This is a genomic window from Streptomyces sp. NPDC044719 (assembly GCF_056433405.1).
Genome location: NZ_JBWKHE010000001.1, coordinates 668,381 through 694,152 on the forward strand (window position 1 = coordinate 668,381; position 25,772 = coordinate 694,152).

29 protein-coding genes are annotated in these 25,772 nt (G+C 67.7%); 24 read left to right on the forward strand and 5 right to left on the reverse strand.

The annotated features are described in order from the left end of the window. Positions 1 to 16: 16 nt before the first annotated feature. From AC07DF_RS03160 to AC07DF_RS03175, 4 genes are read right to left on the reverse strand one after another with little or no spacing between them, the layout of a single operon-like run. Positions 17 to 406 (reverse strand): hypothetical protein, encoded by a 390-nt coding sequence (locus tag AC07DF_RS03160; protein ID WP_478966394.1) that lies wholly within the window; start codon positions 404 to 406, stop codon positions 17 to 19. Then, on the reverse strand, positions 406 to 837 hold the full coding sequence (locus tag AC07DF_RS03165) for a DUF3592 domain-containing protein (protein ID WP_478966396.1): 432 nt from the start codon (positions 835 to 837) through the stop codon (positions 406 to 408). Before AC07DF_RS03165 ends, AC07DF_RS03160 begins: the two co-directional genes overlap by 1 nt. A 2-nt stretch (positions 838 to 839) precedes the next feature. Continuing rightward, positions 840 to 1,400 carry a hypothetical protein gene (locus AC07DF_RS03170; protein ID WP_478966398.1) on the reverse strand — a complete coding sequence of 187 codons (561 nt, stop codon included), beginning with the start codon at positions 1,398 to 1,400 and terminating at the stop codon, positions 840 to 842. Positions 1,401 to 1,420: 20 nt separating this feature from the next. Next, positions 1,421 to 2,980 (reverse strand): Flp family type IVb pilin, encoded by a 1,560-nt coding sequence (locus AC07DF_RS03175; protein WP_478966400.1) that lies wholly within the window; start codon positions 2,978 to 2,980, stop codon positions 1,421 to 1,423. Positions 2,981 to 3,361: 381 nt separating this feature from the next. Here AC07DF_RS03175 and AC07DF_RS03180 point away from each other — a divergent pair, with 381 nt between their 5' ends. The 19 genes from AC07DF_RS03180 (at position 3,362) to AC07DF_RS03270 (ending at position 20,895) form a co-directional block, all read left to right on the forward strand. Continuing rightward, positions 3,362 to 4,195, forward strand: a complete 834-nt coding sequence (locus tag AC07DF_RS03180) for a hypothetical protein (RefSeq protein ID WP_478967571.1) — start codon at positions 3,362 to 3,364, stop codon at positions 4,193 to 4,195. Positions 4,196 to 4,265: 70 nt separating this feature from the next. Then, positions 4,266 to 4,973 carry a Flp pilus assembly protein CpaB gene (gene cpaB / locus AC07DF_RS03185; protein WP_478966402.1) on the forward strand — a complete coding sequence of 236 codons (708 nt, stop codon included), beginning with the start codon at positions 4,266 to 4,268 and terminating at the stop codon, positions 4,971 to 4,973. A gap of 9 nt (positions 4,974 to 4,982) precedes the next feature. Further along, positions 4,983 to 6,242: a CpaE/TadZ family protein gene (locus AC07DF_RS03190; RefSeq protein ID WP_478966404.1), complete on the forward strand. Its 1,260-nt coding sequence runs from the start codon at positions 4,983 to 4,985 to the stop codon at positions 6,240 to 6,242. Beyond that, positions 6,239 to 6,631, forward strand: coding sequence for a pilus assembly protein (locus tag AC07DF_RS03195; RefSeq protein ID WP_470132948.1), 393 nt, complete (start codon positions 6,239 to 6,241; stop codon positions 6,629 to 6,631). Before AC07DF_RS03190 ends, AC07DF_RS03195 begins: the two co-directional genes overlap by 4 nt. A 1-nt stretch (position 6,632) precedes the next feature. Then, on the forward strand, positions 6,633 to 6,992 hold the full coding sequence (locus AC07DF_RS03200) for a TadE/TadG family type IV pilus assembly protein (protein ID WP_478966407.1): 360 nt from the start codon (positions 6,633 to 6,635) through the stop codon (positions 6,990 to 6,992). Positions 6,993 to 7,020: 28 nt separating this feature from the next. Next, complete coding sequence (locus AC07DF_RS03205; RefSeq protein WP_478966409.1) at positions 7,021 to 8,358, forward strand: CpaF family protein; 1,338 nt, start codon at positions 7,021 to 7,023, stop codon at positions 8,356 to 8,358. 19 nt (positions 8,359 to 8,377) lie between these two features. Continuing rightward, positions 8,378 to 9,322, forward strand: a complete 945-nt coding sequence (locus AC07DF_RS03210; RefSeq protein ID WP_478966411.1) for a type II secretion system F family protein — start codon at positions 8,378 to 8,380, stop codon at positions 9,320 to 9,322. A 31-nt stretch (positions 9,323 to 9,353) separates the two neighbouring features. Next, entirely contained in the window at positions 9,354 to 10,241 is an 888-nt protein-coding gene (locus tag AC07DF_RS03215) for a DUF5936 domain-containing protein (protein ID WP_478966413.1), read from the forward strand. Positions 10,242 to 10,883: 642 nt separating this feature from the next. Continuing rightward, positions 10,884 to 12,095 (forward strand): sensor histidine kinase, encoded by a 1,212-nt coding sequence (locus tag AC07DF_RS03220; protein ID WP_478967573.1) that lies wholly within the window; start codon positions 10,884 to 10,886, stop codon positions 12,093 to 12,095. A 43-nt stretch (positions 12,096 to 12,138) separates the two neighbouring features. Continuing rightward, positions 12,139 to 13,104, forward strand: a complete 966-nt coding sequence (locus AC07DF_RS03225) for a response regulator (RefSeq protein ID WP_478966415.1) — start codon at positions 12,139 to 12,141, stop codon at positions 13,102 to 13,104. Positions 13,105 to 13,294: 190 nt separating this feature from the next. Next, positions 13,295 to 13,528, forward strand: coding sequence for a hypothetical protein (locus AC07DF_RS03230; protein ID WP_193502347.1), 234 nt, complete (start codon positions 13,295 to 13,297; stop codon positions 13,526 to 13,528). Beyond that, on the forward strand, positions 13,528 to 14,130 hold the full coding sequence (locus AC07DF_RS03235; protein WP_478967575.1) for a pilus assembly protein TadG-related protein: 603 nt from the start codon (positions 13,528 to 13,530) through the stop codon (positions 14,128 to 14,130). The genes AC07DF_RS03230 and AC07DF_RS03235 overlap by 1 nt, the downstream gene beginning before the upstream one ends. Before the next feature lie 34 nt (positions 14,131 to 14,164). Beyond that, positions 14,165 to 14,746 carry a hypothetical protein gene (locus AC07DF_RS03240; protein WP_478966417.1) on the forward strand — a complete coding sequence of 194 codons (582 nt, stop codon included), beginning with the start codon at positions 14,165 to 14,167 and terminating at the stop codon, positions 14,744 to 14,746. Between the two features lie 55 nt (positions 14,747 to 14,801). Further along, a complete protein-coding gene (locus AC07DF_RS03245) occupies positions 14,802 to 15,407 on the forward strand; it encodes an OmpA family protein (protein ID WP_478967577.1) in 606 nt (201 codons plus the stop codon). A 255-nt stretch (positions 15,408 to 15,662) separates the two neighbouring features. Then, a complete protein-coding gene (locus AC07DF_RS03250; RefSeq protein ID WP_478966419.1) occupies positions 15,663 to 18,215 on the forward strand; it encodes a Flp family type IVb pilin in 2,553 nt (850 codons plus the stop codon). Continuing rightward, the gene (locus AC07DF_RS03255) at positions 18,212 to 19,279 is read left to right on the forward strand and encodes a hypothetical protein (RefSeq protein ID WP_478966421.1); all 1,068 of its coding nucleotides are present in this window, start codon (positions 18,212 to 18,214) and stop codon (positions 19,277 to 19,279) included. Before AC07DF_RS03250 ends, AC07DF_RS03255 begins: the two co-directional genes overlap by 4 nt. 108 nt (positions 19,280 to 19,387) lie before the next feature. Beyond that, positions 19,388 to 19,786, forward strand: a complete 399-nt coding sequence (locus AC07DF_RS03260) for a hypothetical protein (RefSeq protein WP_478966423.1) — start codon at positions 19,388 to 19,390, stop codon at positions 19,784 to 19,786. A gap of 114 nt (positions 19,787 to 19,900) precedes the next feature. Beyond that, entirely contained in the window at positions 19,901 to 20,623 is a 723-nt protein-coding gene (locus AC07DF_RS03265; protein WP_478966425.1) for a hypothetical protein, read from the forward strand. A gap of 59 nt (positions 20,624 to 20,682) precedes the next feature. Next, positions 20,683 to 20,895, forward strand: coding sequence for a hypothetical protein (locus tag AC07DF_RS03270; protein ID WP_478966427.1), 213 nt, complete (start codon positions 20,683 to 20,685; stop codon positions 20,893 to 20,895). A 17-nt stretch (positions 20,896 to 20,912) separates the two neighbouring features. On the opposite strand, the gene AC07DF_RS03275 is transcribed toward AC07DF_RS03270, so the two are convergent. Next, on the reverse strand, positions 20,913 to 21,296 hold the full coding sequence (locus tag AC07DF_RS03275) for a DUF192 domain-containing protein (RefSeq protein ID WP_478966429.1): 384 nt from the start codon (positions 21,294 to 21,296) through the stop codon (positions 20,913 to 20,915). A 287-nt stretch (positions 21,297 to 21,583) separates the two neighbouring features. On the opposite strand from AC07DF_RS03275, the gene AC07DF_RS03280 reads away from it, so the two are divergent. From AC07DF_RS03280 to AC07DF_RS03300, 5 genes are all read left to right on the forward strand, one after another. Beyond that, positions 21,584 to 22,243, forward strand: a complete 660-nt coding sequence (locus tag AC07DF_RS03280) for a hypothetical protein (RefSeq protein WP_478966431.1) — start codon at positions 21,584 to 21,586, stop codon at positions 22,241 to 22,243. Beyond that, positions 22,231 to 23,277: a hypothetical protein gene (locus AC07DF_RS03285; RefSeq protein WP_478966432.1), complete on the forward strand. Its 1,047-nt coding sequence runs from the start codon at positions 22,231 to 22,233 to the stop codon at positions 23,275 to 23,277. The genes AC07DF_RS03280 and AC07DF_RS03285 overlap by 13 nt, the downstream gene beginning before the upstream one ends. Positions 23,278 to 23,405: 128 nt before the next feature. Further along, positions 23,406 to 23,723: a hypothetical protein gene (locus AC07DF_RS03290; RefSeq protein ID WP_478966433.1), complete on the forward strand. Its 318-nt coding sequence runs from the start codon at positions 23,406 to 23,408 to the stop codon at positions 23,721 to 23,723. A 116-nt stretch (positions 23,724 to 23,839) separates the two neighbouring features. Continuing rightward, positions 23,840 to 25,063, forward strand: coding sequence for a putative T7SS-secreted protein (locus AC07DF_RS03295; RefSeq protein ID WP_478966434.1), 1,224 nt, complete (start codon positions 23,840 to 23,842; stop codon positions 25,061 to 25,063). A 22-nt stretch (positions 25,064 to 25,085) separates the two neighbouring features. After that, on the forward strand, positions 25,086 to 25,751 hold the full coding sequence (locus AC07DF_RS03300; protein WP_478966435.1) for a hypothetical protein: 666 nt from the start codon (positions 25,086 to 25,088) through the stop codon (positions 25,749 to 25,751). The last annotated feature ends 21 nt before the right edge of the window (positions 25,752 to 25,772 follow it).

The following is a 25,772-nucleotide window of genomic DNA, read 5'->3' on the forward strand; positions in this document are numbered from 1 at the left end:
CAGACCAGAGGTGCTGTCAAGAGGTCCAGACCAACCTGTCGAGCAGCAGTCCCACCGCACACCCAGCCAGCAGCACCCCGGTGGACATCCAGAACGCCAGACCCGCCAGATCCAGCACATCGGGCCGCAGCGTCAGCAGCAGCACCTGCGCCGCCGCCGGAACGGCGCACGCCGCCGCCAGATGCCGCGCCGGCATCTCCCGCCACGGCTCCGGATGCACCCGCGCCGCCGCCCAGGTGGCGAGCACGACACAGACCAGGTTCGGCAGATGCACCAGCCCCAGCGCGGCCTCGAACGAACCGACGCCCCGCGGACCGGCCAAGGGGCCGTACACCAGCGTCATCTGGACGTACTCGCTGACGACGAGGACGACGATGCCGACGGCCCAGCAGCGGACGAGCGCCATCAGCCACTCCCGAAGATCTCGAACCAGAGAAGAATCGCGAAGCCCAGCGTGGCCATGCCGCAGCCCGCGACCAGGGCCAGCGACTGGAGCACCGGGGACCAGCTGCCCCGGCCCGCCACCGTCGCCGTGCCCCGCGGATCGCGGGGGTCGTAGGTGACGGTGACCGCGGTGCCCTCCGTCGTCGACCAGCCCGCCAGGTCCTCGAACTCGACCCGTGTGCCGTCGGCCGTACGGAAGGCGAAGAAGTGCCGCCTGGCGTCGGAGCGGTTGTACGGCTCCGTCTCCACCCGGACGCAACTGCCCTCCGCCCGGACACCGGCGCGCAGCACCCGCGTCACCGTCACCAGCCGGCGCGCGTACTTCCACGCCAGCGCGCCGAACAGCGCGACCAGCAGCGCGAGTACGACGTATCCGGCGCCCGGCACCTCCACGGTCAGTGCACCTCGACCGAGTCGATGATCCGGTCCAGGTCCCCGTCCGGCAGGGTTCCCTGCTGGGCGTCGATCCGGATCGCGAAGGTGGTGTCGTGCGAGTCGAGCCCGGCGAGGATCACGCCCTCGACCGGGGTGCCCTTGGACGGGCCGCCGTCCTCGCCGGTCGCCTTGAAGGAGAAGTCGATGCGCCTGGCCTCGTCCGTGCCGGCCAGCTCCACGTCCTTCTGGCCCTTGACGTCCGAGCCCAGCTGGATGCCCGCCTCGGCGGCGATCGCGGCCTGCTCGGCGGAGTTCGCCTCGGTGAAGCCGAGCTGCACGGTGACGACCGAGACCTTCTTCCCGTCCTGCGTGCGCACCGCGGCGGCCGCGTTGTGCTTGCCCCGCTCGGCGGCGCTCTGCACCTCGTACCCCTTCGGGTACGACACGTCGACGCCCTTCGTCTTCAGCGTCCCCCAGCCGTCGGGCACGGAGGCCCCGCCCGAGTCGGAGCTTCCGCAGCCGGTGAGGGCCACGGCGGTCAGCAGGGCGGCGGCGGCCAGGCAGGCACGGCGGGTCTTCATCGGATCGGGCTCCCGTCTCGTCAGTTCGCACAGTAGCTGTAGGGAAGGTAGGAGCGACCGTCCCCGCGGGGCGCCCCCAGGAACTGGGCATCGGTCAGCGTCTCCGACTTCTTCTCCGTGCTGATCGTCATGCCCAGACTGAGCCCGAGATTCAACTCGAAGCCGTACTCGGCCGCGTTCACCTCGCCCGTGTACGTCATCCGGCTCGACTTGCCCTGGTCGAACATCAGCTGCCCGAAGGGGTCGTCGGCGCCCGGCCGGGCCGTTGGCGCGTGGTCGTCGAACATGTACGTGAAGGGCGTGGCGACCCGCTCGTTGTTGCTGTCCAGCCAGCGCTCGCCGACCGCCCGGTCCTTGTCGCCGGCCGGGCCGGGGTCGAAGGTCACGGTGTTGGTGACGATCTCGATACCCGTCCCCGAGTCGGTGCCCTTCACCCCGGCGTTCCCGCCCCGCTTGTCGCCGTCCTTCTTGCCGTTGTCGCCGCCCACCTTGGCGCCGTCCTTCTGGCCGCCCTTCTCCACGGTCCGGGTCATGTCGATCCGCACCAGCTTGTTGGTCTCCTTGTCGTAGGTGACCGTGATGGTGCCGGTCTGCGTCGTGTTCGCCGCGTACTCGCCGCTGAGCGGCCCCGCCTCGTAGCCCACCTTGGAGCCGTACTCGATCGACGAGGAGTACGTGTACGACTTGGTGTTCTTGTAGGCGTTGTCGGTCCAGGTCACCTCGGGGGAGTACTTGAAGGTGCCGCCGAGCGCGGCGCTCAGCTTCTTCTCGTCGCCCGCCGAGATCTTCAGGCCCGCCGACGCCGAGGCCTCCAGGCCCACCTTGCCGTAGGTGATCTTCCGGTTGTCGCCGAGGTTCTCCTTGATGCGGTTCTGGGTGTCCTCCTCGTCCTTCAGCGGCCCGGTCCCGAAGAGATAGGCGATGCTGTCACCGAGACTCGCCTCCGCGCCGCCCGGCATGGTGCGCCGCATCTCGTACATCTGGAGCTTCTCCACGTCGTCCCGGAACCGCTGGGCCTCCTCCGGGCTCTGGAAGACCCAGGTGTCGCCGTTGGTCACCTTGATGCCGAGGCCCAGCTCCACCTTGTCGGCGCCGAACCGGCCCACCTTCATACCCGGCTTGAAGTCCTTCTTCGCGGCGACGGACGCGGCGTCGGTGAAGGTCAGGTAGACCAGCGTGTCCTTGTCGTCGACCTTGCCGTCGCCGTTGACATCCGTCTTGGCCTTCAGGTGCTGCTCCTGGAAGCCGTACTCCTTGCCGATCTCCCAGAAGAAGATCTTCGCCTTGGAGCCCGCCTTGTCGGTGACGGAGGAGACCTGGCACAGCGCCGGCTCGAAGTCGGCGTCGGTGAGCGGCTTGCCCGGATCCTTCCCGCCAGCCCCGCAGCCGCCGTCGCCGGCGACCTTGCAGATCTGCGCGGCGATCTTGTCGTAGATCAGCTGTCCGACGCCGGTGGCCGAGACCGCGAGCACGATCGCGGCACTGACGACGACCATCCCGAGATACTCGGTGCCGGTCGCGCCGCGGTCGTCGAAGACCAGTCTGTCCCTGTACGTCCGTATGCCGCCCCCGCCAGCCATACGGCACCCCTCCTCACCCGAACCACGTATCCGTGGACGGCGAGCGTAGGGACGCGCCCCCGCACCGGGCGTGGGCCTCAGGGCCCAAACGGAGACCCACCGTCAACGCTGGGCCCTCTGGGCCCACCGTCCGGGACCCCCGAGCCCTCGCCCGCGACCGGCGAGATGCTCAACCTGCCCCGTTTTGACGCATCTTGTGCAACGACAGTTGCTCTCCAGCTACACAAACGCTGTTCTCCGGTCACAGAGCCGTGGATACAGTGCTGAGGTAGTCACGCAGTGAAGTCACCGAAGTGTGCCGGAGTCACACCGGCGCGCCGACGGGCATGGGGAAACGGGGAGCTGCGCGTGCCAACTGCCATTGCCGTGACGGGTGCCGACATGGCGCTGCCGCCACAGGACGAACGCACCCTGCCCGCCGTCGTGCTGCGGGACATCGACCGGCGCCCCCTGGAACAGGCACTCGCCGAGATGCAGACCCTGGTCGAGCACCACGGACACGTCATCGTGGTGTGCTCCCAGGCCGCGCCCACCGCCGTACAGCGCCGGCTGCACACCCTGCGCTCCCTCATGGAGAGCGACCGCATCGCCCTCTTCAGTCCGGACCTGCCCCCGCTCGGACTGGCGGTCCTGGCCCGCCAGTTAAGACAGCTGGCGTCCTGCGACATCAGCCCCGGCGTGCTCGCCTCGGCGGGCCGGCTGCTCGTCCACTACATCCACGCCGGGGCGCTGCTCAACTCCGTCACCAGGCTCGACCGTGTCCCCGTCGGCCTGAAATCGCACGCCAAGTCCTGGGTCCCCGGCAGCCAGTTCGGCGTCCTCGCCCACCCCGAGCCGCGGCTCGTCAGAATCACCCCCGAAGCCGCCCTCCCCGGCCCCGAGTTCGGCACCTGGATGCTGGTCGCCAAGGGGCAGCTCCAGTCCGACTGGGTCACCGCCACCCTCGCCCCCTCCTGGAAGGTGCAGGGGCTGCGCGAGATCCCGCTGCCGGCCGAGTCGCCCGGCTGGTGGGGCACCGGCAAGCTCATCGAGTTCTGCAGCTATCTGCCCGACCTGTCGGTCCTCTACCAGCTGGTCACGTCCGTACGGCGCAGCCGCTGCCACTGGTGCGGCATCGACGTCATCGGCGACCGCTGCGTGTTCTGTTCGGCCACGCCACCCGCCTACGAGAGTCCGCCCCCCAAACAGCTCGAGAACCGAACGGCCGCCGGGTGAGCCCCGACACCGCTCGCCGGCACCGCTCCGACCCCGCCCGACCGCTATCCCCAACGAGGTTGTCCGGTTCATGAATTCCCGTCAGCGCCGCGGCGTGATTCTCCTGCTCCTGTCGGTCGTCTGCGCCCTGGGCGCCTTCACCGGCGTGCTCTCCGTCATAGGCGACGTGAAGTCCAAGGTCGGCCCCGAGGTCACCGCCTACCGGCTGAAATCGGACGTGCCGCCCTACACCACGCTCACCACGGGCCAGTTCGAGAAGATCAAGATGCCCGAACGGTGGCTGTCCGGCAACGCCGTCACCGATCTGCGGGAGATCCAGGGCAAGATCGCCGTCACGACGCTGCGTTCGGGCTCCCTGCTCCAGTCCGACATGATCGTCCGCCAGCCCGCCCTGCAGCCGGGCCAGCAGGAGGTCGCCATCATGATCGACGCGGCGACCGGCGTGGCCGGCAAGATCACGCCCGGCTCCTCGGTCAACGTGTACGCCACGTTCGAGGGCAAGCGCGAGGGCGACCCCGACCAGTCGAAGATCATCGTGACGAACGCCAAAGTCATCGACGTGGGCGACCTGACCGCGCTGAAGCCGGACGAGAACAACCGCACCCAGCAGCCCACCGACGCCGTCCCCATCACCTTCGCGCTGTCCGCCCTCGACGCCCAGCGCATCACCTACGCCGAGTCGTTCGCCCAGCGGGTCCGGCTCGCCCTCGTCGCCCCCGGCAGCGACACCACGGTCCCGGAGCAGGACCGGACGTACGAACTCGCGAAGGACAAGTGAGAGGCCCGCATGCCCACGAGGATCCTCCCGGCAGTCGGTGAAGCGGACGCCGTCCGGTCCATCACGACGCTGCTCAGCCAGCTCCCGGACGCCGAGCCGGTGGCCCCGGTGGCCGACTCCACCCAGCTCATCGACACCCTCGCGCGGCTCGCCGCCGAGTCCGTCGACGAACTGCCCGAGGTCGTGGTCGTGCACGAGCGGATCGGCCCGGTGCCCGCGCTGGAGCTGATCCGCGAAGTGGCCCTGCGCTTCCCGGCCGTCGGCGTCATCCTCGTCACCTCGGACGCGAGCCCCGGCCTCTTCCAGGCCGCCATGGACTACGGCGCCCGCGGCCTCGTCGCCCTGCCCCTGAGCTACGAGGAACTGGCCAGCCGCGTCCAGGCGGTCGCCCAGTGGTCCGTCGGCGTACGGCGGCACCTGGGCGCCGGCGGCGACGTCTTCACCGGCGTCGGAGGCACCGTCGTCACCGTCAGCGGCGCCAAGGGCGGTACCGGGGCCACCCTGACCGCCATCCAGCTCGCCCTGGCCGCCCAGGCCTCCGGCCGCAGCACCGCCCTGGTCGACATGGACCTCCAGACCGGCGACATCGCCTCCTACCTGGACGTCCAGTTCCGCCGCTCCGTCGTCGACCTGGCCGCCATCACGGACATCTCCCCGCGCGTCCTGGCCGACGCGGTCTTCCGCCACGACACCGGCCTGGCCCTGCTGCTCGCCCCGGCCGAGGGGGAACGCGGCGAGGACGTCACCGACCGCGCCGCCCGCCAGATCGTCAGCGCGCTGCGCTCCCGCTACGAGATCGTCGTCATCGACTGCGGCTCCCAGCTGAACGGCGCGGGCGCGGCCGCCGTGGAGATGGCGGACCGGGCCCTGCTGATCACCACGCCGGACGTGGTCGCCGTACGGGGCGCCAAACGGGCGGTACGGATGTGGGACCGGCTGCAGATCCGCAAGGCCGAGGAGACGACCGTCGTCGTCAACCGGCACAGCCGCGGTACGGAGATCCAGCCGCCCCTGATCCAGAAGATCACCGGCACGGCGGTCGCCGCCACCGTCGTCCCCGCCAACTTCAAGGAACTGCAGAGCGTCGTGGACGCGGGCCGTATCCACGAACTGGAGAACAAGAGCGCGGTGAAGCAGGCCCTGTGGGGTCTCGCGGGAGAACTGGGCCTGGTCAAGGTCTCCGACGGCGCGCAGAAGGCGGGCCGGGGGTTCCGGGGCGGTGACCGGGGGTCGGTGAGCTTTCGGCGGCGGAAGGACGGAGGGGGATGAGGATGCGGGCGCCCTTGGCGCGTGATCGGGACCGGGGACAGGTCACCATCGAGTTCCTGGGCATGACACCGACGATCATCGTGACGCTGGTAGTGCTGTGGCAGCTAGTGCTCGTGGGGTACACGTTCACTCTCGCGGGGAATGCTGCGGACGAGGCGGTGCGGGCGGGGACGGCGGCGGAGTACGACCGTGAGGGCAAGTGCCAACAGGCGGGTCTGGACAAGCTGTCGGACGCGTGGCGGGCCGGCGCCGCGGTCAGCTGCGGGGGCTCCGGCTCAGGCTTCATCACCTCCGACGTCAAGCTCCAGGTCCCCGTCCTCTTCCCGGGCACGATCGCCTTCCCTTTCACGGTCAAGGGCCACGCGGGTGCGGTCGAGGAGGCGAAGTGAGATGTCGGATGACCGTAAAGTGCGCGATCGCGGCCAGGTGGCCCTCGAGTACCTCGGGTTCCTGCCGATCCTGCTGCTCGTCGCCATGGCGGCCGTACAACTCGGCCTGATCGCCTACACGGCGCAGCAGGCGGGGACGGCGGCGCGGGCGGGAGCGCGCAGTGCCTCACTGGACCCCGGAACCGAGCAGCAGGCCTGCGGGAACGCGGTCAGCGCCTGGCTGGCCGACGGGACTTCCTGCTCGGGCGGTGAGTCGGGCGAGGAGGTCACGGTCACCGCCACCGTCGACATCCCCTCCCTCGTCCCCGGCTGGAAATTCGACCCGGCGCGCAAAACCGCCACGATGCCGCTCGACCACTGATCATCGGCGAACGAGGAGCACCGGTTTCATGAGCCTGCGGGCACGTATCAACTCCCCCGAGGAGAACGGCAGCCGGGGCGAGGACGGCCACATGGTCGCCTCGTACCGGGCCAAGCTCCTTGAGGAGATCGACCTCGCGGAGATGAGTTCGCTGGCTACCGCCGAGCGCAGGGCGCGGCTGGAGCGGGTGCTCGGGCACATCATCAGCCGCGAGGGCCCGGTCCTGTCGACCGTGGAACGCTCGCAGCTGATCCGCAGGGTGGTCGACGAGGCGCTGGGCCTGGGCATCCTGGAGCCGCTCCTGGAGGACGCCTCCATCACGGAGATCATGGTGAACGGCCCGGACGCCATCTTCGTGGAGCGCGGCGGCCGGGTCGAGCAACTGCCGTTGCGCTTCGCCTCGAACGACCAGCTCATGCAGACGATCGAGCGGATCGTCTCGACGGTCAACCGGCGCGTCGACGAGTCCAACCCGATGGTCGACGCCCGCCTCCCGTCCGGCGAGCGCGTCAACGTCATCATCCCGCCCCTCTCCCTGACGGGCGCAACGCTCACCATCCGCCGCTTCCCGCGCTCCTTCACGCTCCAGGAGCTGATCGGCCTCGGCTCGCTCGACGAGCACATGCTGTACCTGCTGGCGGGCCTGGTGCAGGCGAAGTTCAACGTCATCGTCTCGGGCGCGACCGGCACCGGGAAGACGACCCTGCTGAACGCACTCTCCGGACTGATCCCCGGGGGCGAACGCATCATCACCATCGAGGACTCCGCCGAGCTCCAGCTCCAGCAGGCCCATGTGATCCGCCTGGAGTCACGCCCGCCGAACGTCGAGGGCAAGGGCCAGGTGTCGATCCGTGACCTGGTCCGCAACTCCCTGCGCATGCGCCCCGACCGGATCGTCGTCGGTGAGGTCCGAGGCGGCGAGTCCCTGGACATGCTCCAGGCGATGTCGACGGGCCACGACGGCTCGCTGGCCACCGTCCACGCCAACAGCGCCGAGGACGCGCTGATGCGGCTGCAGACCCTGGCGTCCATGTCGGACGTGGAGATCCCCTTCGTGGCGCTGCACGACCAGATCAACAGCGCGGTGGACGTCATCGTGCAGCTGACCCGGTTCGCGGACGGCGCCCGGCGCATCACCGAGATCGCGCTGCTCGAGAGCCACGGAAGCGAGCCGTACCGACTGATCACGGTCGCCCGCTTCAATGCTCAGCCGATGGCGGCGGACGGCCGTATCTATGGCGCGTTCGCATGTTTCCCGCTCCCGCGCAGAATCGCCGACCGCCTCTACATGGCGAGCCAGCCCGTCCCCCAGGCCTTCGGCGTCGCCCAGTCCGCGGACGAGCTGGCCGCCCGAGAAGCCAGGTAGGAAGAAGAGAGCCGCTCCCATGGATCTGCAGTCCCTCATCACGCTCACCATCGGCATCACCCTGCTGACCTGCGTCCTCGCGGTCGTGGGCCTGCACTCCTACGCCATGGGCAAGGCACAGCGGCAGGCGCTCGTCGATCGTCTGTCGGCCACCGGCCAGATACCGGTCGGCGGCCGTCGCCGCCGCTTTCGCAACCTGGACCGTCGCCTGCGCCGAACCAAGCTGGGAAGGAAGCTCGAACTCCGTCTGGCGGCAACGGGCCTGGACATCACCCCGGGCGAGTTCTTCGTCTACATGATCGCCACGGTCGCCGGCCTGTGGCTGATCGGCCAGGTGGCCCTGGCTCCCTTCTTCGGCCCAATCGCGGGCCTGCTGGGCATCTGGGTGGCCGTGCAGTTCCTCAACTGGCAACGCCAGAAACGCATCGAGAAGTTCATCAACCAGCTCCCTGAGCTGGCGAGGATCCTGGCCAACGCCACCCAGGCCGGTCTGGCACTGCGCACGGCGATCGGGATGGCGGCGGAGGAACTGGAGGCGCCTGCCGGCGAGGAACTGGGCAAGGTGGCGGCCCAGTTGGCCGTCGGCGCGTCGATGGACGACGCACTGGGTGAGCTGGCGGACCGCCTGCCGTCCCGCGAGCTCGTGGTCCTGGTCACGACGCTGGTGCTGTCCAACCGGGCGGGCGGTCAGGTGGTGAGCGCGTTGCGGAACCTGACGGAGACGCTGGAGGAGCGCAAGGAGACGCGACGGGAGGTGCGGACGCAGTTGTCGCAGGTGAACATGACGTCGTACGCGGTGCCGGTGCTGGGCGTGGGTGCCTTGTTCTTGTTGAACGCCATCGAGGACGGAGCGCTGGACCGCATGACCGCGTCGCCGGTCGGTCAGGCCTGCGTGATCATCGCGTTCGGCCTCTACGGCATCGGGTTCTTCCTCATCCGCCGCTTGTCCCGCATCGACGTCTGAGCCACCGAGTCACTGGAGAAGGAGCGCCGCGATGGGACTTCTGCTGGCACTGGTCATGGGCCTCAGCGTGTGGGGCATCTTCGCCGGCATCCGCATCTACCGCGCGGAGGCCAGGCTTCCCGGCGACCTGGCGCTGGCCCTGGAGGTCGGTTCGTCCCGCACCAGCGCCGTGGGTTCGCTCGTCGATCGGCTCGGCATGCGGTACGCGCCTGCCGTCCTGCGTCTGATGGGTCCCAAACAGGTCGCCAAGTATCGCCGCAAGATCGACCTCGCGGGCAACCCCGGCGGTCTCACCATCGACCGCTACGCGGCCCGGCGTGCGGTGTACGGGGTGATCGGCGGACTGGGCGGTCTCATCGCGCTCAGCGAGGGAAGCCTCTTCAGCGCCCTGATCATGTTCGCCTTCGCGGCCTTCTGGGCCGAGGTCGGCATCTGGTCGGCGATCCGCATCCGCAAGGACGCCATTGAGCGGACCCTGCCGGACTTCCTCGACGTCCTTGCCGTCGTAGTCAGCGCGGGACTCGGCTTCCGCCAGGCGCTGGACCGCGTAGCGTCCAAGTACGAAGGGCCATGGGCGGACGAACTCCGCATCACCTTGCGTCAGATGGACCTCGGCATGAGCCGCCGCGAAGCCTTCGCCGAGCTACGGCGACGCAATGACTCGGAGCAGGTGGCCATGTTCGTGACCGCGCTGCAGCAGGGCGAGGAGCTGGGCGCCCCGATCGTGGACACCCTCGTCGCGCTCGCCCAGGACATGCGCCGAACGGATGCGCAGAGCGCTCGCCGCAAGGCCGCACGCGCGGTTCCCAAGGCCACGTTGATGATCACGACGTTCATGGTCCCGGCCACGATGATCCTGCTCGGCGCGGGGATGCTGCTCGGTTCCGGTACGGACTTCAGCACGATCACGGGCGAGTAGGACGGGGACGCCGGCATGTCGACGACGAGGGAGCGGACCAGGCTGCTGCGCCGCCGTCCGAAGCCACCGGAGATCACGACACCTCCGGCGGGTACGGTCCTGCCGGATCACGTGAGGACGGGAGCCCCGGACATCCCGGTGACGTACGCGACACCGGCCCTCCCACCGGGGTGGATCCCGGCGGACGCCCCGGCCCCCACGGACGCCGCCGGGCCCGACGCGGGCACCGCGGCCGTCCCCGGGCGGACGGTACGGATCAGGCGGGGGCTTCGGCGGGAAGGGGCAGCGGCTCGGACCGACGCCACTGCGCCGCCCCCACAGCACCCGACGGCGGTACCGGCGCACGACCGGCCGCCGACCCGAACCAATGACCGCGCGACAGCGGACAGGCGCGACGAGCCGACGGCGGAGGCGAAGGGCGGGCTGAGGGAAGCCGCGAACGGCGGGGCGGCGACACGTGCGAACGGCGCGGCGGGCGACGACGATCGCGCTCAACCGCCCCAGGGGCCACACGTTCCCGGCCACGGAGGCCACAGCGGTGCGGACAGGAACCCGGATCCGGCCAATGGCCGGGTGTCCCACCTCGTTCCCGCCGCTGGAGACACCCCCGCCATCCCCATCCAGATCAACGCCCTCCAGGCCATGTGCCGCCAGGTCTTCGGCTTCCGCCTGGCCATGATCGCCCTAGCCGCCCCCGCAGCACTGCTCAACGCCGGCCCAGGCCTGGCCACCCGCCTGGTGGCCGCCGCAGTGGTCGTCACCTTCATGGGCTCCTACGTTCTCTTCCGAGACTGGGAACGATTCGGCCCCCTCCTCCTCCGTCATCCCTCCCTCCTGGCCCTGGACACCCTCTTCGGCTCCCTGCTCCTCGTCTCCGCGGGTCCTGACAGCACCCTCGCCTACGTCAGCGTCTGTACTCCCCTTCTGGCCGGTCTCGTCTACGGCTGGCGTGGCGCAGCCGTGTTCGCCTCACTCCAGTCGCTGATTCTCCTGCTGGTCTACGCGACCGCGGCGAACCTGCACGCCGGCTTCGCCGAGGCCTCTCTCCTCCCGGGCCTGTGCGTCATCGCCGGAGCCGCGGGCTCGAGCCTCCGCAACCTCATGCTCCGCTTCGGCGCAGCCACACAGGCCCTGACGACGGTGCAGGCCCGGCTGTCCGTCACCGAAGCGGTCAGTGCCGAACGCGCCCGCCTGGCCCGTGAGATGCACGACTCGGTCGCCAAGACCTTGCACGGCGTGGCGCTCGCCGCCGACGGCCTGGCAAGCACAGCCGGTGCCGACCGTATGGATGCGGCCCTGGTGAAACAGCAGGCCGACCTCGTCGCTCGCTCAGCCCGGCGCGCTGCCGCCGAGTCCCGAGAGCTCCTCGCCGACCTCCGCCGCGACTCCGATCCTCAGCACGCCACGGACGTACTCGTAGAACTCGCGGCCCGCACCCGGGACTTCAGCAGCCGCACCGGTCTTCCCACTGTCTACCGCCCAACCGGCGGGGATTCCGTCCCTCCAGTCCCACCCGCCGTGGCCCGCCAACTCCTCACCATCGCCTCGGAGGCCATGGAAAACGCCCATCGCCACGCGCAGGCCACTCGGGTCCAGGTCCACGCAGGTGTCCACGGCGACCTTCTCCGTATCAGCGTGTACGACGACGGCCGAGGTCTCCCACCGGGAACGGCCCTCGAACAGCTGCGCCGGTCAGGACACTTCGGACTGGTTGGCATGGTCGAACGGGCGGCTTCGGTGGGCGCCCGGATCCGCATCGGCCGCGGCAGCCATCCCAGAGGCACGGAGGTCCGCCTGGAACTTCCACTGGCGGCTCTGACGACATCGAACGCATGGCAGTCGAACGACACCTGAGTACGCCGCACCCGTCCGCACACCACGAGAGGAGGCCGCACCGATGCCGGACCTGACTCCCCACCCCGACTCTCAGCAGCCACCCCAACCTCCACTGAACCCGTTCGGCGACTTTCCGCCGGCCCAACGAGCCGCCGCGCTGCGTGTAGTCGTGGCGGACGACAACCCCGTGGTCCGCGCCGGCCTCACAGCGCTCCTCTCCGGCCGCGCGGACATCACGGTCGTAGCCGAGGCCGCTGACGGTCGCCAGGCTTACGAGGCCGCCCAGCAGCACCGCCCGGACGTCGTTCTCCTCGACGTCCGCATGCCCGGGGTGGACGGCATCTCGGCACTCCCTTACCTGGTGCAGATCGCCCCGGTGGTGATGCTGACGTACAGCAGGGAATCGGAGATCGTCCAGGAGGCTCTCCGCCGAGGAGCGGGCGGCTACCTGGTCCACGGCGAGTTCACCGCCAACCAGTTGGTCGACGCCGTACGGGACATCAAGGAGGGCCGAGCCCACTTCACGCCGACTGCGGCGGGTGCCCTGCTGACCCAGCTCCGCCAGAGCCAGGCGCCGGGACCCCAGCCCCTCCCCGAGGGCCTGGGCCAATCAGCGAGTGCGACTGCATACGGAATTTCTGGCTCCGCACGCTCGCATACCCAATCCCAACCGCCCTCCACACCAGGGCATTTGGCTCTACCGCGTATCCCATCCCCACCCACTTCTTCAGAAAACCTTTCGCAAATGCAACCGCATGTGGGACAGTCTTCGTCTGGGTGGACGAGTGGCCCTCCGGTCGCTCCCGACAGGTCGCGGTTCCAACTGAGTGCGAGGGAGGCGGAGATCATGGACCACATCGCGTCCGGCATGACCAACCAGCAGATCGCCGCCACCTGCTTCATCAGCGAGAAGACCGTCAAGAACCACATCAACCGCATCTTCGCCAAACTGCACAGCACCAGCCGCTCCGAAGCTGCCGCCAAGTGGATCGGCACGGCTCCGGACTCACGTCGAGGACTGGGGTGACCAGAGGTGACCAAGTGGGGGGAAGGGTGGATGGGCCTGCGGGCCCAGGTCGTCAAAGGTAAGTCCCGGAAGTTGCGCTGGGCCTCTGATTGGGCCCCGGATTGGGCCCTGGGGCCCTCTGGGACGCGGGGTGTTCCGCCGTACGTTTCTGGTGCCGAAAGCGGCAACGCCGAACCCGGAGGGGAACACCATGAGCGACCTGATGCTGAAGACCGCCGTTGCGACCAAGGTCCGCGTGAACGGCTGGAAGAACACCACGGTCGAAGCAATGCAGCGCCGCGCCGGCGACAAGGGACAGACCGCGGTCGAGTACCTGGGCATCATCGCGGTGGTCGTGGCGATCGTGGTGCTGATCGCCGGGACGAACATCGGTCAGACGATCGTCAACAAGCTGACCACGCAGATCAACAAGGTCGCCCCTTGATCCGACCTCGCAAATATGGCGACGCAGGGCAGGCATTCCCCATCTACATCACCGTGGTGGGGAGCCTGCTCTTCCTCGCGTTCGCGTACTTTGCGGTCGGCCAGGCCGCGGTCAATCGGAACGGCGCCCAGACGGCCGCGGATGCGGCAGCTCTCGCGGCGGCCCAGGACAGGCGGAACCTACTCGCAGGCGCGTGGGTGAAGAACGTCCTTGACCCGACCAGGTGGCAGGACATCTTCGACGGCAATGCCGAAGAACTCGGCCCGTCGTGCTGGCGCGCACACCAGCTCGCCACGCAGAACGACGCCCGAGTGGTTGGCTGCGGCCCGGAGAGCCTCCTGGGCTTCACGGTTGAGGTCGAGACCAACAAGCCTGTCGGAGACTCGATCATCCCCGGCACGGCGGAACGTAAATCGAATGCGTTCGCCACCGCAGTGATCGAGCCCCGCTGTACGTTCAAGCTTCCCGCCGCGGACGCGGGTGAGAACGTACTGCCACGGCTCTCCTGCAAGAAGGACAGGGACTGGGACCTGAAGCCGGGCGATCCCCCCAGCGTTCTCCCGAAACCCGAGGACCTCTTCGACGTCCATCTGGCCGACTGACAAATACGAGCGACGAGTTGAAGGACGCAGAGTGATGAGCATTCGGTTCACTACGAAGGCCCGCAGGGGGGCGGTCGCGTTGACCGTTGCGGCCGGATTGGCCCTCAGCGTGGCCAGTTGCGGCGGCGGTGGCGACGACAGCGAAAAGCCGCAGCCTTCGTCGTCCGCCTCCAAGGACACTGGATCCAAGCCGAGTGCGCAAGAGGGACAGGACAGTGAGCCCTTGGCAGAGGTGAAGGGGCCGAGTGGCCTGCTCCTCCAGATCACCTCCGCTGAGCGTGACTCCGGTGGCTTCGTCACCGTGAACGGCAACCTGAAGAACGACGGCTCCGAAATCGTCACCATCCCAGCCGAGCTGAGTGGTAACGAGACCGAGATCATCAATAAGGGCAGGTCGTTCGGTGGCGCCACACTCGTCGACTCGAAGGGCAAGAAGCGGTACTACGTGCTGCGCGACACAGATGGACGTCCTTTGACGACCACTGGCTTCTCGGCACTCAAGGCCGGGGAATCCATGGCTGTGTTCCTGCAGTTCCCGGCCCCCCCGTCGAGCACGACCGAAGCCACCTTCCAACTGCCGCTGTTCTCGAGTGCTCTCATCAAGATCTCTGGGTGAGGCGGAAGTGACCACTCCTCAAATTTCAAGGCGCGTGACAGCGCAGCGTGTCTCCATGGTCATCGCTTCCGCTGCCCTCATGGTCGCCACAAACCTCTACAGCGCCGCGACCGCCCACGCCGACGATGGCCCCAGCGTCCCCCCTGGCACCGAGGCCTCCCCCTCCGCCCCCGTCGAGGTCGACCCCAACGACCCCGACCTCAAACTCCCCGAGGGCGCCACCCTCGCCTCCGCCAAGGTCCTCGACATCAAACAGGTCGTAGAAGACCAAAGCGGCGACGAACGCCGAGAAGACACCAACGCCGACGTCAAGTTCGCCCTCCAGGCCGAGGTCCTCTTCAGCAAGGACAGCGCGAAACTCAGCGCGGAGGCGAAGTCCCGTATCTCCGCGATCGCCGAGGAGATCAAGACACAGAACGCGACGAAGATCCGGGTCTTCGGCTTCACGGACAACCTCGGTTCCTCCGCCCACGGCGACGTCCTGTCCAGGCAACGCGCCGACGCCGTACAGAACGTCCTGGACCAGGAACTGACCGACTCCAATGTCACCTACGAGGTACGCGGCTACGGCGAGCAGTACCCCATCGCGGACAACGCCTCGGAAGCCGGCCGCAAGAAGAACCGCCGGGTCGAGGTCTCCTTCCCGCGCACGGAGAGCTGAGTCACCAGCGCCCACTCACCGGGGGCCCGCCTCTCGCCACCGCAGGCAGGGACGGGCCCTGCGGTTCAAGTTGGGCCGAGGGTGGGCCCGGGGGCCCATGTGCCAGTGTTCGACTCTCAATAGCCTCGGCCGGGCGCCCGCCTTGAATGCCCGCCCGCTGAACCGAGGTCACACATGTCCGGTGCCGGTAACTCAATACCCCCGAGTGGGATTTGGGGTGCGCAGAACACCCCCTCCTGGGACCGGCGTTCGCCGTTGCCACGGGAACTGGGCTGGGCGCAGGTACTGCTGTGGGTGCAGTTCGCGCTGACGGTGCTGTACGTGGTCACCGTGCTGTCGGTGGTGTCGTACTACTCCGGTGAGATCTTCGGGATCCTGGTGTACGACTCGCTGCCCAGCGTGGCGGGGGTCTACCTGGCCCGGCGCCTGTGGCGGGGCGGGGTGTGGACGAGCCGCGCACTGATCGCCGTACAGGCGTGGATCGTGTGGCTGTCCTTCGGCACGCTGATGCACGGTGATCTGCGGGGATTCACGCAGGCGGCGATGCCGGTGGCGGTCATCGTGCTGCTGCGTCGGGCCCCGTCGCGGGAATGGTTCCAGGCCGCTCCTCAGGACAGGGAGGAGCGGCGGGCGTTCAGCCTCGCGAGGATGATCCGCTGGCGCCGCGACGAGGGCCAGACCGCGGTGGAGTACGCGGGGCTCGTAGCGGTCGTCGCCGCGATCATCCTCGCGCTGTCGGTGGGCGGTCTCGGCGGGCGCATCGCGGACGGCATTCAGTCGGCGGTCTGCTCGGTGACGGGCACGGCCTGCGCCGCTCCGCAGGGCGATGGTACGGAGACGGGTGCGGCCGGGGACGATGACGATCCCCGGAATGGCGGTTCGGACGCCGGCACCGACGGAGGCAACGGCGCGGACCCGGACGGTGGCGCGGACCCGGACGGTGGCGCGTACCCGGACGGTGGCGCGGGGGCAGACCGTGGTTCGGGCGCGAACGGCGAGACGGGTTCCGAAGGCGACTCGGGCACCGACGGCGGTTCGGGTGGCCAGGAAGGCACGAGTGCCGGCGGTGGTACGGGCGGCAACAACAGCGACGGTGGTCCGGCGTGGTCGACTCGGATCATCACCTATGAGGGCGCGGGGACGAACGACACAGTCCCACTCGCCCCGGGGCCGTTCGAGGAGAGGTCGCTCTGGGACGACGTACATGACCAGGAACGTCACGACAGAACGTTCATGGACCATGTCCGTGGATTCTTCGTGGCCCCGACCAAGAGCTTCCTGGCCAGCACGATGGACTTCGTCAGCGACCCGGTCGGCTCGATCAAGGACAGCTGGAACGGCCTGAAGGGCTACACCACGGACTGGTGGGGCGACAAGGCCGACGAGCTGGGCAAGGAGTGGGACAAGGGGAACTACGTCTCCTCCGTATGGGGCTGGGTCAACTCGCCCGAGGACTTCGTGTCCGACCTGGCGATCGACACGTTCGTCGACAAGGAGAACTGGGAGAAGGGCAACTACGGCGCCTCCATCGGCAACACCGTGGTCAACGTCATCGGCATCTTCAGCCCGAAGACGATCACGAAGTTCACCAAGTTCAAGAAGCTGGCCGAGGTCGGTGAATCCCTCGACAAGGCGGCCGACGCGGCCGAGAAGGCGCGCAAGGCGGCCAGGGCGGGCGACTTCGACGGCGCGAAAAAGGCAGCGGACGAGGCGCAGAAGCACGCCGACGAGGCGAAGAAGAATGCCGAGAAGAACGGCAGCTGCACCATCGCGATCGGGCGCGTCCCGTACGGCGGCGGCGCGCGGGTCGGCGGCGTCGCGGGCACCGGCACGGGCGTCCTGGCGGCCCCGCAGAGCGGCCGGATCGTCGTCGCCGAAGGAGGCGGCAAGGAGTGCACGGGCGACGACGCCGACGACGCGCGCCAGGCCCAGCAGGAGGCGCTGGACGCGCGGGCCGAGCTGCTGCGGGAGCAGATCAAGGCGTACAAGCGGCTCCCGCAGGGCGAGAAAGTCAACCTGCAGGAGGCCCAGCTCGAGAACCTGCTCAAGCGGGCCAAGGACGACGTCGACCCGAACTCCAAGGACATCAGCAAGAAGGAGGCGGCGGACGCCATCGCCGACGTCTCGGAGCTGGTGAACCAGAAGAACATCCACAACACCAGCAGGGAGAAGCTCGCCGCCAAGGTGCTGAACTCCAAGACCAAGGACCAGCTCGCCGAGAACCTCGCCGAGGCGAACGTCACGAAGCGTGTGGCGCAGGACGAGGCGGCGGATGGCAGCACGGTGTACTCGGACATCGGCGACAGCGACGAGCGCAGGAAGAAACGCGAGTCGCCGGTACACCCAGACGGCTTGGGCGGCCAGGTCGACGTCACAGGCATCCCGGACGCCGATGTGGCCTACCGTGGCAAGGACGGCAAGGTGCACGTCGTGGAGGTCAAGAACACCGGAAACGCGACGACCAAGGGCTCCATAGCCACACAGGTGGACAGGCTGGGCGCGTGGCAGAGAGCGGAGCCGGGCCGCGTCGCCCGCTACGAGATCGCCTCCACCAGGGGATGGCAGAAGATCTTCGACGGGTTCAAGCCGCCGAAGCGAGGCGAGGACGCTCCTCCGGGAACCCCAGCCTCCAGGATGGCCCAAAATGAAGTCGGCGCCCGCATCGCCGGCCAAGAGGTGACTCCTGCGCAGCTCAAGGCCATGAACGACGCCTGGAATGCCAAGAGCGAGGCGGAGAAGTACGACGCTCTACGCTCCGGCAAGATGAAGGATCCGAAGACCGCGATGGGGTACCTGGGGGTCTCATGACGTACGACGAGGAGCACGCGGAGATTCCCGAGGACCGCACAACTGCGCTCCTCGGAGAGTTGGAGACGGCGATCGCCGCTGCCCCGCCGAGAGACAGCGGCTGGCCGGACGAGCTGGAGGACCTCTGGGATCGGGCCCAGGAGGAGCCCGGTCTCCCGCTCACCGACGAGCAGCGTCAGCACTTCACGGCTCGGCGGGAACGCCGGGAGGCTTCGTCCAAGGTCCAAGGGTTGCTGTGGTCGCTGCGGGAGACCGTGCGTGAAAGTGAGCTCCGGGAAGCCTCCCGGGCCGCCGCGCTTGCCGAGCTGGGCGTACACGCCGGTCTGGGTGGCTACGACAACATCTGGCTGCTCCGCGATCTCGGCCGCCCGCACGGTGAGCAGGCGCTGGCGCGCCTCGTGAAGGACGAGTCGGTGGCCGAAGGTGACCGTCGGGAGGCCCGCGAGTGGCTCGCGAAGCTGAGGAGACCGGACTACGAGGCACGGGCGGCTCGTCCTACCGACGGCGAGGAATTGCTCCTGCCCAAGGTGGTACGCGATCTGACATGCAGCTGGGCCGGCGGCTGGGAGCTGGAGGACGAACCGACACCGGAGCGCCTCGCCCAAGCGCGGGCCGTTCTCGAAGCGCTGCTGCCTGACGAACGGTCGGCGTCGGAGGAACCTCCCGAATGGGAGGGAAAGTGGCTGGAGGATGCGGAGGACCGGCCCGCGTGGCTGGAAGTCGAGATGGTCCTCGTCCCCCTGATGCTCGACGCGCGGTTGGTCACGCGGGAGCGTCTGATCTGGGCCTGGTACGAGTGTGAGCGACTGGGCATCGACTTGGAGGACACGAACCCCGAGGCGTTCGCCGAGCGGTGGGCTGCGCGCATCACCGCACATCTGGCACGGGGAATGCTCGAATGGCTGTGGCGTGAGGGCTGCTTCGCTCCCTGGGCCCTGGACCTCGCCATGCGCTACATCGACCGGAACGTCGCAGTGGCCGAGGCGACGCGACTGCTCTCCGAGGCGGCGGAGGCAGGCTCCCAGTGGGGGCCTACAGCAGGTGGTCGGCCTTGCCCGCCTTGATGTGCCGGATGAGGGCTCGAGGCGGACGCCTGGTTGACCCGAATCATGCCGACCACGTCCCGGGTCACTCGGGAGCGGGTGGTGCAGGTGGTCCAAGCCTGGGCTGACATGAGCATCCCCACGGTGCCTGAACCACTCGAGCGTGCAACCACCGCCGGATCGCTGAAGGACGGGGAGGCTGAAGACGTTGCGCTGTTCGCAGCCGCGTTCGTGCGGGTCGGCGTGGCGGTCGAGGCGGCGGTGCGCTTGCTTGTCTCGCTCGGTCGTCCGCGCGGCGAACAAGCCTTGAGGGAACTCGTAAACGACGACGAGGTCCGGGACTTCCGCCCGTATGTGCGTTCCCGGCTTCTCGGGCTGCGCCGTTCGGTGTACGACGTTCGTGCCCGGCAAGCCACCCGCGAAGAGGGGCCGCTGCTGCCCGAAGGGCTGCAGGACCTTCCGTATTCCTTGGCCTTCGACCCGAGCCTGTCGGCCACGACGAGGAATACCGCGCAGCAGTGGGTGTGAGTACTCCACACATTTCGGCGCAGGAGAAGCTTCCCCACTGGCCGGGAGCCGGCCGTGAACCCATGCCCCACGACTGAGCGGACGACGGAGACGGGACGTTGGTGGGACGCAGGGATGAGTGAGCCGGGCACGGAGCCGAATGGCGAGGAGATGTGGGATCCGCAGGTCGCACGGTGGCGCGATCCGGAGGGCGACTACGTCCTGCCCCAAGCCCTGCGATCCCTGCCACAGCCCTGGGACGAGTGCGACTGGAGCCGGATCGCGGAACTGCCCCGCACCGACGAGCGACTGGCGGAAGCCCGGCGAGTGGTGACCGTACTCCTGGAAGACCCGGGACTGGTTCCGCAAGTGCCTCAGCCCCCGTCCCCCGGCCTCTTGTGGCATGCCTGGGAGGAGTTCCATCAGGCCGTCGGGGAGGCCATGCCCCGCCCGAGCCAGGTGACATGGACCGGCGTGGACGCGCTGGTCGGCGCGTGGCAGGGCCGACCGCAGCTGTATCCGCTGCAGCGGCACGTCGTACGGCACGTCGAAGCGGCGATGCTGGCCATGATCCCGTCGCTGCGGGACGACATCACCGACTCGGTGTTCCGCTGGCTGGCTCTCGATCCTGCCCCGGGCCGTTTCGCCGACTGGGCGGTGGACCTGGCCGAGCGTTGCGTGACTGAGGATATTGGCGCCGACTCCGCCATCGAACTGCTCGGCGCGATGGACAGCCCGGAGGCCAGGGCGGCACTGGAGCGGCTGTCGGTGAAACCGGACGGCCCGGCGAGTTGGGAGAACGCGGAAGCGGCACAAAGCACACTCTTCGACCTGGGGAGCGGCGGAACGAGCCTCTGACAGCACCAGATCGAGCCCATGCTCACCTGCTCAGACAGTGCACGAACGGGGACTTGCCGATGATCTATGACCTGCTCCTGGCCGGCGCGCCCATCCCGCCCGCGTCGCTCGCCGAGGCCTTGGCAGAGGCGGTACGGACGGAAGGCGCCGACGTGGACGTGGCCGACCGAGACAGCGACCAGAACCAACGCGACTGGGCCGCACCTGTCCTGTGCGGCTACATCAGGTTGCGCGGCGACCCGTCGTCGGCCCTGGTCAACGGCAACGCATAACGACGGCGCCGGCTCGCCTAACTTTCCTTCCCTTCCACGAAAATCGCCACCTGGGCACCTTCCCGCGCCCCCCACTCACCCATCGCCCCAGCCCTCGCCTCCACCACATGCCGCGCCCGCAGCCGAGGCATCCCCAGCCGCCCCGGCCGCATCGTGCGCACGGCGACGACGCGTAGGTGCCGATCGAGATAGGCGACATCGATCGGCATGCGCATACGAAAGGTGTGCACGCTGTTGGCGGGAGAGAGCAGAATCGCCCCGTCGATGAAGTCCCGTCCCAAGAGCCCTTTCGTACGGGCCCGGTACGAGGTGGCGACCTCCAACGGCACACGGACAGACGGCCTCCCATCACCCCCGCGCACGACCAACTCCCCATGGCCGTCCTCCCAACGCCGTCCCATATGGGCCCTCCTACCGTGTCGCCTGTCACTTGTCACCTACCACCGACTGCCCGCCTGAACGTATCCGCAGGGGAGTAGGCCCCACATAGGCCCACGGGCCCAAGCCCTTTGCTGGGCCGTTTGCGGTCATCGAGTTATGCAACCGTTACGGCTCATACCGGTCGGCGAAACGCCGCTTTCTCCCCATACGCCCCGCCAGTTGACAACCTTCACCCTGGTGCGGCTCCACCCCGCTGTATAGCTTTGGTTCGCTCAAGAGAAGCCTCGCCTCTGACCGGGAGCCGACCGTGAACCGCCGCCCCACCTTCCTCGCAGCGCTCACTCTGACCGCAGCTGCGGCCCTGACGCTGACCGCGTGCGGGAGCGACGACAGCTCCAAGAGCAAGGACAAAGACAAGATCGCTGGCGCCGATGCTGGGGACGCTACATCGGCATCGCCCACCGACTCGGCTCCACAGTCCGCAGACCGACCGGAGATCAAGCTGCCGTCCGACCTGACCATGACTTTCGAAGGCGGCAAGACGGGCGATGCCGACAAGGACGCCGTACTAGCGGACAACGCTGACCGTATGCGCGCGGTCAACGCGGCGATTGCGGGAACTGACCCCAGAGCCAAGGCGATGAACTTCTACAACGCCGGTAAAGCGTTGGAGGCTGCCGCCGTCTGGGTGGAGAAGTTCAAAAAGGCCAACCTCGGCATTACGGGCACCATCAGGTACTACGACCGAACTGTGACTCTCGATGGTGGTACGGCGGCATCGGTCCTGTTCTGTGCCGACGAGAGCAAGGGCTACGCCAAGGATCTCAAGACGAACAAGCCCAAGGTCACGACCCCCTCCGAAGAGGACTTCATCCTCTACAACACCCGGCTGGAGAAGAACAAGGCCGGGGTCTGGCGGACCACGCGCATCGTTTCGACCGCAGGAGCGAAGCAGTGTCTGAAGTGAAACGGGGAGTTCTGAGAGGCCTGGCCCTGGCTGTGGTCCTTGTTGCTGCGGGCACACCGAGTGCCTGGGCCAAGGTCACTCCCGACGGCACCACCGAGAGCGATACGAGCACGTCGAAGCCCTCGGGCTCCGTGGAGGGTGACACGCTCGCGTCCTCGGCAAGCGGTGTGATCGTCTTCGACCGTTCGAAGAACGGCTCGGGTAAGTCCGCGGGGGGTGTCGAATCCACGACTTCGTGGACCCCGCCTCCCTGCTACTACGCGCCGAAGTACACGCCTGAGCAACTTCAGAAGACTCTGGAGCCCACCTGGGAGGCCGAGTCGACGGGCTACCAGTGGGATGCGCAGCAGCGCGATCGCTACGTGAACGGGCATCCGTACAAGGACTTCAACAAGGATAAGGCCGGTGAAGGATATTGGTGGGACTCCTACGTTCCTGAAAGTCAGGTCGGCAACCCGGGTTCCCTCGACTGCACCGAGCCAATCTTCTGGGTGGACAATGGAGACCCGCCGCCCGCTAATGTCCCCCAAGCCATCACGCCCGAGATGCTCGCCCAGCTTGCGTACGCCGAGATTCGTGTCCCGTCGACCACGGTAGAACTCGCACCCCAGGAAGCCACGAAGGTGAATCTACCGACTTGGGCTTGGCTGGATTCGGCGAAGTTTAAGCCGGTGTCGGTAACGGCAAGTGTCCCATTGCTGAACATCCAGGCGACCACCACCGCCGAGCCGGTGTCTCTGAAGATCGAGCCGGGCACGGGTGACGCCGTTACTTATCCGGACTCGGGCGAGTGCCAGATCACGGATGGTTCAATTGGTGAACCGTACGCAAGAGGCAAAGCTGACAAGAATCCACCGTGTGGAGTGAAATATCTGCGCTCTTCCGGTGAAGGCTCGTACAAGCTCCAGGCGACACTCACCTGGAAGATCCACTGGACAGGTACCGGCGTCCAGGGCCAACAACTCCTGCCCGACGGCACGTTCGGTACCGAGCAGGACGTTGTCGTCCAGGAGATCCAAGCCGTCAACCGCTGACGATCCTGAGGTCCCACGGTCGGGCGATCGCTCTCCTCAGAGGGGATCGCCCGACTTGCTTCAAAGGCGACGCAGGTAGAGTCGCCGCCTCAGGCACACAGTTCCGAACAGGGAGGTGGCAGCGGTACATGGCTGACCGGCTGGCTGTGGATGGCGGCGAACTCGCGCACTTCATGCGGCTTCTGAACAAGTCGAGTGATTCGTTGAAGGGATTGCGCAAGGCCCTGAGCGATGCCACCGTCACCGGTCTGGGTACGGACGATCTGGACTCTGCGTGCGAGGATTTCCAGGAGGACTGGAAGTACGGCACCGAAGAAATCGGTAAGCAGACCGAGGACCTTGCCAAGATCATCGAACAGAGCAAGGACAGCTATGAGGAAGTTGACAAGGCGTTGGAAGAGGCCTTGAAGAAGGCCAGGGCCGGAAAGCCGGGTGGTAAGAAGTGACGGTCACGCCTGGTATTGAAAAGCCCTCCTACGCCAACTCGCCAGCCGCCCGGAATGGGGGCCTGCCTCAGGGGCTCAAGTCCTCTCCTTCCATTCCTAACCCCCACTATCCCCACTTGGGTTTCAATCCGACGCCGGGCGCCACCGAAGCGGTTCGTGATCTGTCCAAGAAGCTCGCCAACTGTGCCAAGACCCTGCACGAGACGCACGAGCTCGTCACTAAGCTCATGGACGGCAGCTACTGGAAGGGCGATGCCGCCGTCGCTTTCCGCGAGCAGCTTGATGACGGACCGCTCCCGCTCAACTTGAAGAACGCCGCGCACTCCGTTCGCAAGGCGGCCCGGCAGCTCGACCGCTGGGAGGGTGAACTCGAGGATTTCCAGCGCCGGGCCAAGAAGCTGGAGCAGGACGCCAAGGACGCCCAGGCTGCCGTGGAGGAGGCGAAGGGGCACGCTGAAACAGCGAAGAACGACCCCGACCTGGACGGCAAGGGCGGCCGCGACGATAAGGCGCAGAAGCGCCTGACCAGTGCGAACAACGCTGTGGAAGCGGCTCAGGCCGAGCTCGACAAGATCATTGGCAAGGCGAAGAAGCTTGCCGAGGAGCATGAGGGGAAGGCCCGGTACCGCGCCGGCAAGATCCGCGACGCCACGAAGAAACTGGCGCCACATGAGCCGGGGTGGCTTGAGGAATTCGGCGAGTGGTTCGTGGAGAACCTGCCCGACATCCTGAGCTTCACAGCTGGCGTCATCGGCTTGGTGGCGCTGTTCGTGGCCACGGGCGGCATGGCTGCCGCCGTCCTGTTGTTGGCGGCAGCGGCATTGAGCGCCTCAGCGCTCACTGTGCGACTGTCCGACCCCAAAGTGCGCGCCTCCCTCGTAGATGGCATCACAAAAGGTGAGTTGGACTCCGACTTCTGGGGAAACGTCGTCAGTCTGGGCGGTGACGTCCTGGGAGCTGTTCCGGGCGTGAGCGCCGTCGGCATGGGTGCTCGTGGAACGATGCGCGCCCTTCAGGCCAGTGAGGAAGCGGTATCCCTCGGGAAGGTGCTGACTACGCTGGGCAGCAAGACCATCGGTGAAGCCAAGGCCATCTCCAACCTCGGAAATCCGGCCCTGAACATGGTGGTGCGCGGGGCTCGTGACTCCGCCCGTGCCGGAGACATCGTGGAGATCTCCTCGGCTTCACTCGGCGTCGTGACCGCCGGGTACGGTCTGGTGTCCAGTGCGGTGGACACATTGGAAAATGACGGAGCGAAGGACACAGGTACCGGCGTTGACGGTGCACGGGCCATCCTGGACGGCGGGGCACTGATCGATCTCGCCCAGCACGTGTTCTGACCCAGAGGACAAGAGAGATCATATGAACCCCACGGACCATTCCGTTGCTTGGGAGCACCCGCAGACCCGGCGCGCCTGGTTGAAACAGTTGGCTGTGAACGCGCTCGCTCTCTTTGGCTGGATCGCCTTGTGGTTCGCCCTGCTGGCGATCCTGGTGTTGTTCCTCTCTCCCGGGTACACGATCCTCTTCGTACCGTTCTTGCTGTACAGCTTCTACCGCGCGTTCCTCCAGCTCTTCGTCCTTCCAGCCGCCTTTCAGACGAGACGTGTCCTACAGGAATACCCGTGGCGTTTGTACAGCGACGCCGCACACGGGCTCGCTGATCGGCCCGACGTCGTCGGCAGGCAGTACGGGTGGTTTGAGTTCCCGAACCCTGCCCGCCCGGAGGAGCGACTGCCCATGGTGTTTCCCCGGCACTGGGGAGTGGGCTGGTGGCACCGCCGGATGGCTCCTCGCGCGAAGCCTGAACTGAAGGCTCAGGTCGGCGTGGTGTGGCTCGCTGGAGACCCTCGCTTCATCGGCGTGATCGCCGCGCCCACCTCCGACGAGTCGACGCCCCGCCGGTTCCGTCTCCTGAGCCAGCAGTCGGGATCGGACGGCGGCCGCCGTTCTGTCGCGGACTGGGGAGCTACTGCCGAGGATATTGAACGCGGACGCCGAGTCGGCATCCGCCCGGCCCGTTCCTGATCCTTCAATCGGCCGAATCTG

Excerpts from the sequence above, each read along its gene's own strand:
- AC07DF_RS03160 (WP_478966394.1), bottom strand. The coding sequence starts at position 406 with ATGGCGCTCGTCCGCTGCTGGGCCGTCGGCATCGTCGTCCTCGTCGTC.
- AC07DF_RS03170 (WP_478966398.1), bottom strand. The coding sequence starts at position 1,400 with ATGAAGACCCGCCGTGCCTGCCTGGCCGCCGCCGCCCTGCTGACCGCC.
- AC07DF_RS03175 (WP_478966400.1), bottom strand. The coding sequence starts at position 2,980 with ATGGCTGGCGGGGGCGGCATACGGACGTACAGGGACAGACTGGTCTTC.
- AC07DF_RS03180 (WP_478967571.1), top strand. The coding sequence starts at position 3,362 with ATGGCGCTGCCGCCACAGGACGAACGCACCCTGCCCGCCGTCGTGCTG.
- cpaB (WP_478966402.1), top strand. The coding sequence starts at position 4,266 with ATGAATTCCCGTCAGCGCCGCGGCGTGATTCTCCTGCTCCTGTCGGTC.
- AC07DF_RS03190 (WP_478966404.1), top strand. The coding sequence starts at position 4,983 with ATGCCCACGAGGATCCTCCCGGCAGTCGGTGAAGCGGACGCCGTCCGG.
- AC07DF_RS03195 (WP_470132948.1), top strand. The coding sequence starts at position 6,239 with ATGAGGATGCGGGCGCCCTTGGCGCGTGATCGGGACCGGGGACAGGTC.
- AC07DF_RS03200 (WP_478966407.1), top strand. The coding sequence starts at position 6,633 with ATGTCGGATGACCGTAAAGTGCGCGATCGCGGCCAGGTGGCCCTCGAG.
- AC07DF_RS03205 (WP_478966409.1), top strand. The coding sequence starts at position 7,021 with ATGAGCCTGCGGGCACGTATCAACTCCCCCGAGGAGAACGGCAGCCGG.
- AC07DF_RS03210 (WP_478966411.1), top strand. The coding sequence starts at position 8,378 with ATGGATCTGCAGTCCCTCATCACGCTCACCATCGGCATCACCCTGCTG.
- AC07DF_RS03215 (WP_478966413.1), top strand. The coding sequence starts at position 9,354 with ATGGGACTTCTGCTGGCACTGGTCATGGGCCTCAGCGTGTGGGGCATC.
- AC07DF_RS03220 (WP_478967573.1), top strand. The coding sequence starts at position 10,884 with ATGTGCCGCCAGGTCTTCGGCTTCCGCCTGGCCATGATCGCCCTAGCC.
- AC07DF_RS03225 (WP_478966415.1), top strand. The coding sequence starts at position 12,139 with ATGCCGGACCTGACTCCCCACCCCGACTCTCAGCAGCCACCCCAACCT.
- AC07DF_RS03230 (WP_193502347.1), top strand. The coding sequence starts at position 13,295 with ATGAGCGACCTGATGCTGAAGACCGCCGTTGCGACCAAGGTCCGCGTG.
- AC07DF_RS03240 (WP_478966417.1), top strand. The coding sequence starts at position 14,165 with ATGAGCATTCGGTTCACTACGAAGGCCCGCAGGGGGGCGGTCGCGTTG.
- AC07DF_RS03245 (WP_478967577.1), top strand. The coding sequence starts at position 14,802 with ATGGTCATCGCTTCCGCTGCCCTCATGGTCGCCACAAACCTCTACAGC.
- AC07DF_RS03255 (WP_478966421.1), top strand. The coding sequence starts at position 18,212 with ATGACGTACGACGAGGAGCACGCGGAGATTCCCGAGGACCGCACAACT.
- AC07DF_RS03260 (WP_478966423.1), top strand. The coding sequence starts at position 19,388 with ATGAGCATCCCCACGGTGCCTGAACCACTCGAGCGTGCAACCACCGCC.
- AC07DF_RS03265 (WP_478966425.1), top strand. The coding sequence starts at position 19,901 with ATGAGTGAGCCGGGCACGGAGCCGAATGGCGAGGAGATGTGGGATCCG.
- AC07DF_RS03270 (WP_478966427.1), top strand. The coding sequence starts at position 20,683 with ATGATCTATGACCTGCTCCTGGCCGGCGCGCCCATCCCGCCCGCGTCG.
- AC07DF_RS03275 (WP_478966429.1), bottom strand. The coding sequence starts at position 21,296 with ATGGGACGGCGTTGGGAGGACGGCCATGGGGAGTTGGTCGTGCGCGGG.
- AC07DF_RS03290 (WP_478966433.1), top strand. The coding sequence starts at position 23,406 with ATGGCTGACCGGCTGGCTGTGGATGGCGGCGAACTCGCGCACTTCATG.
- AC07DF_RS03300 (WP_478966435.1), top strand. The coding sequence starts at position 25,086 with ATGAACCCCACGGACCATTCCGTTGCTTGGGAGCACCCGCAGACCCGG.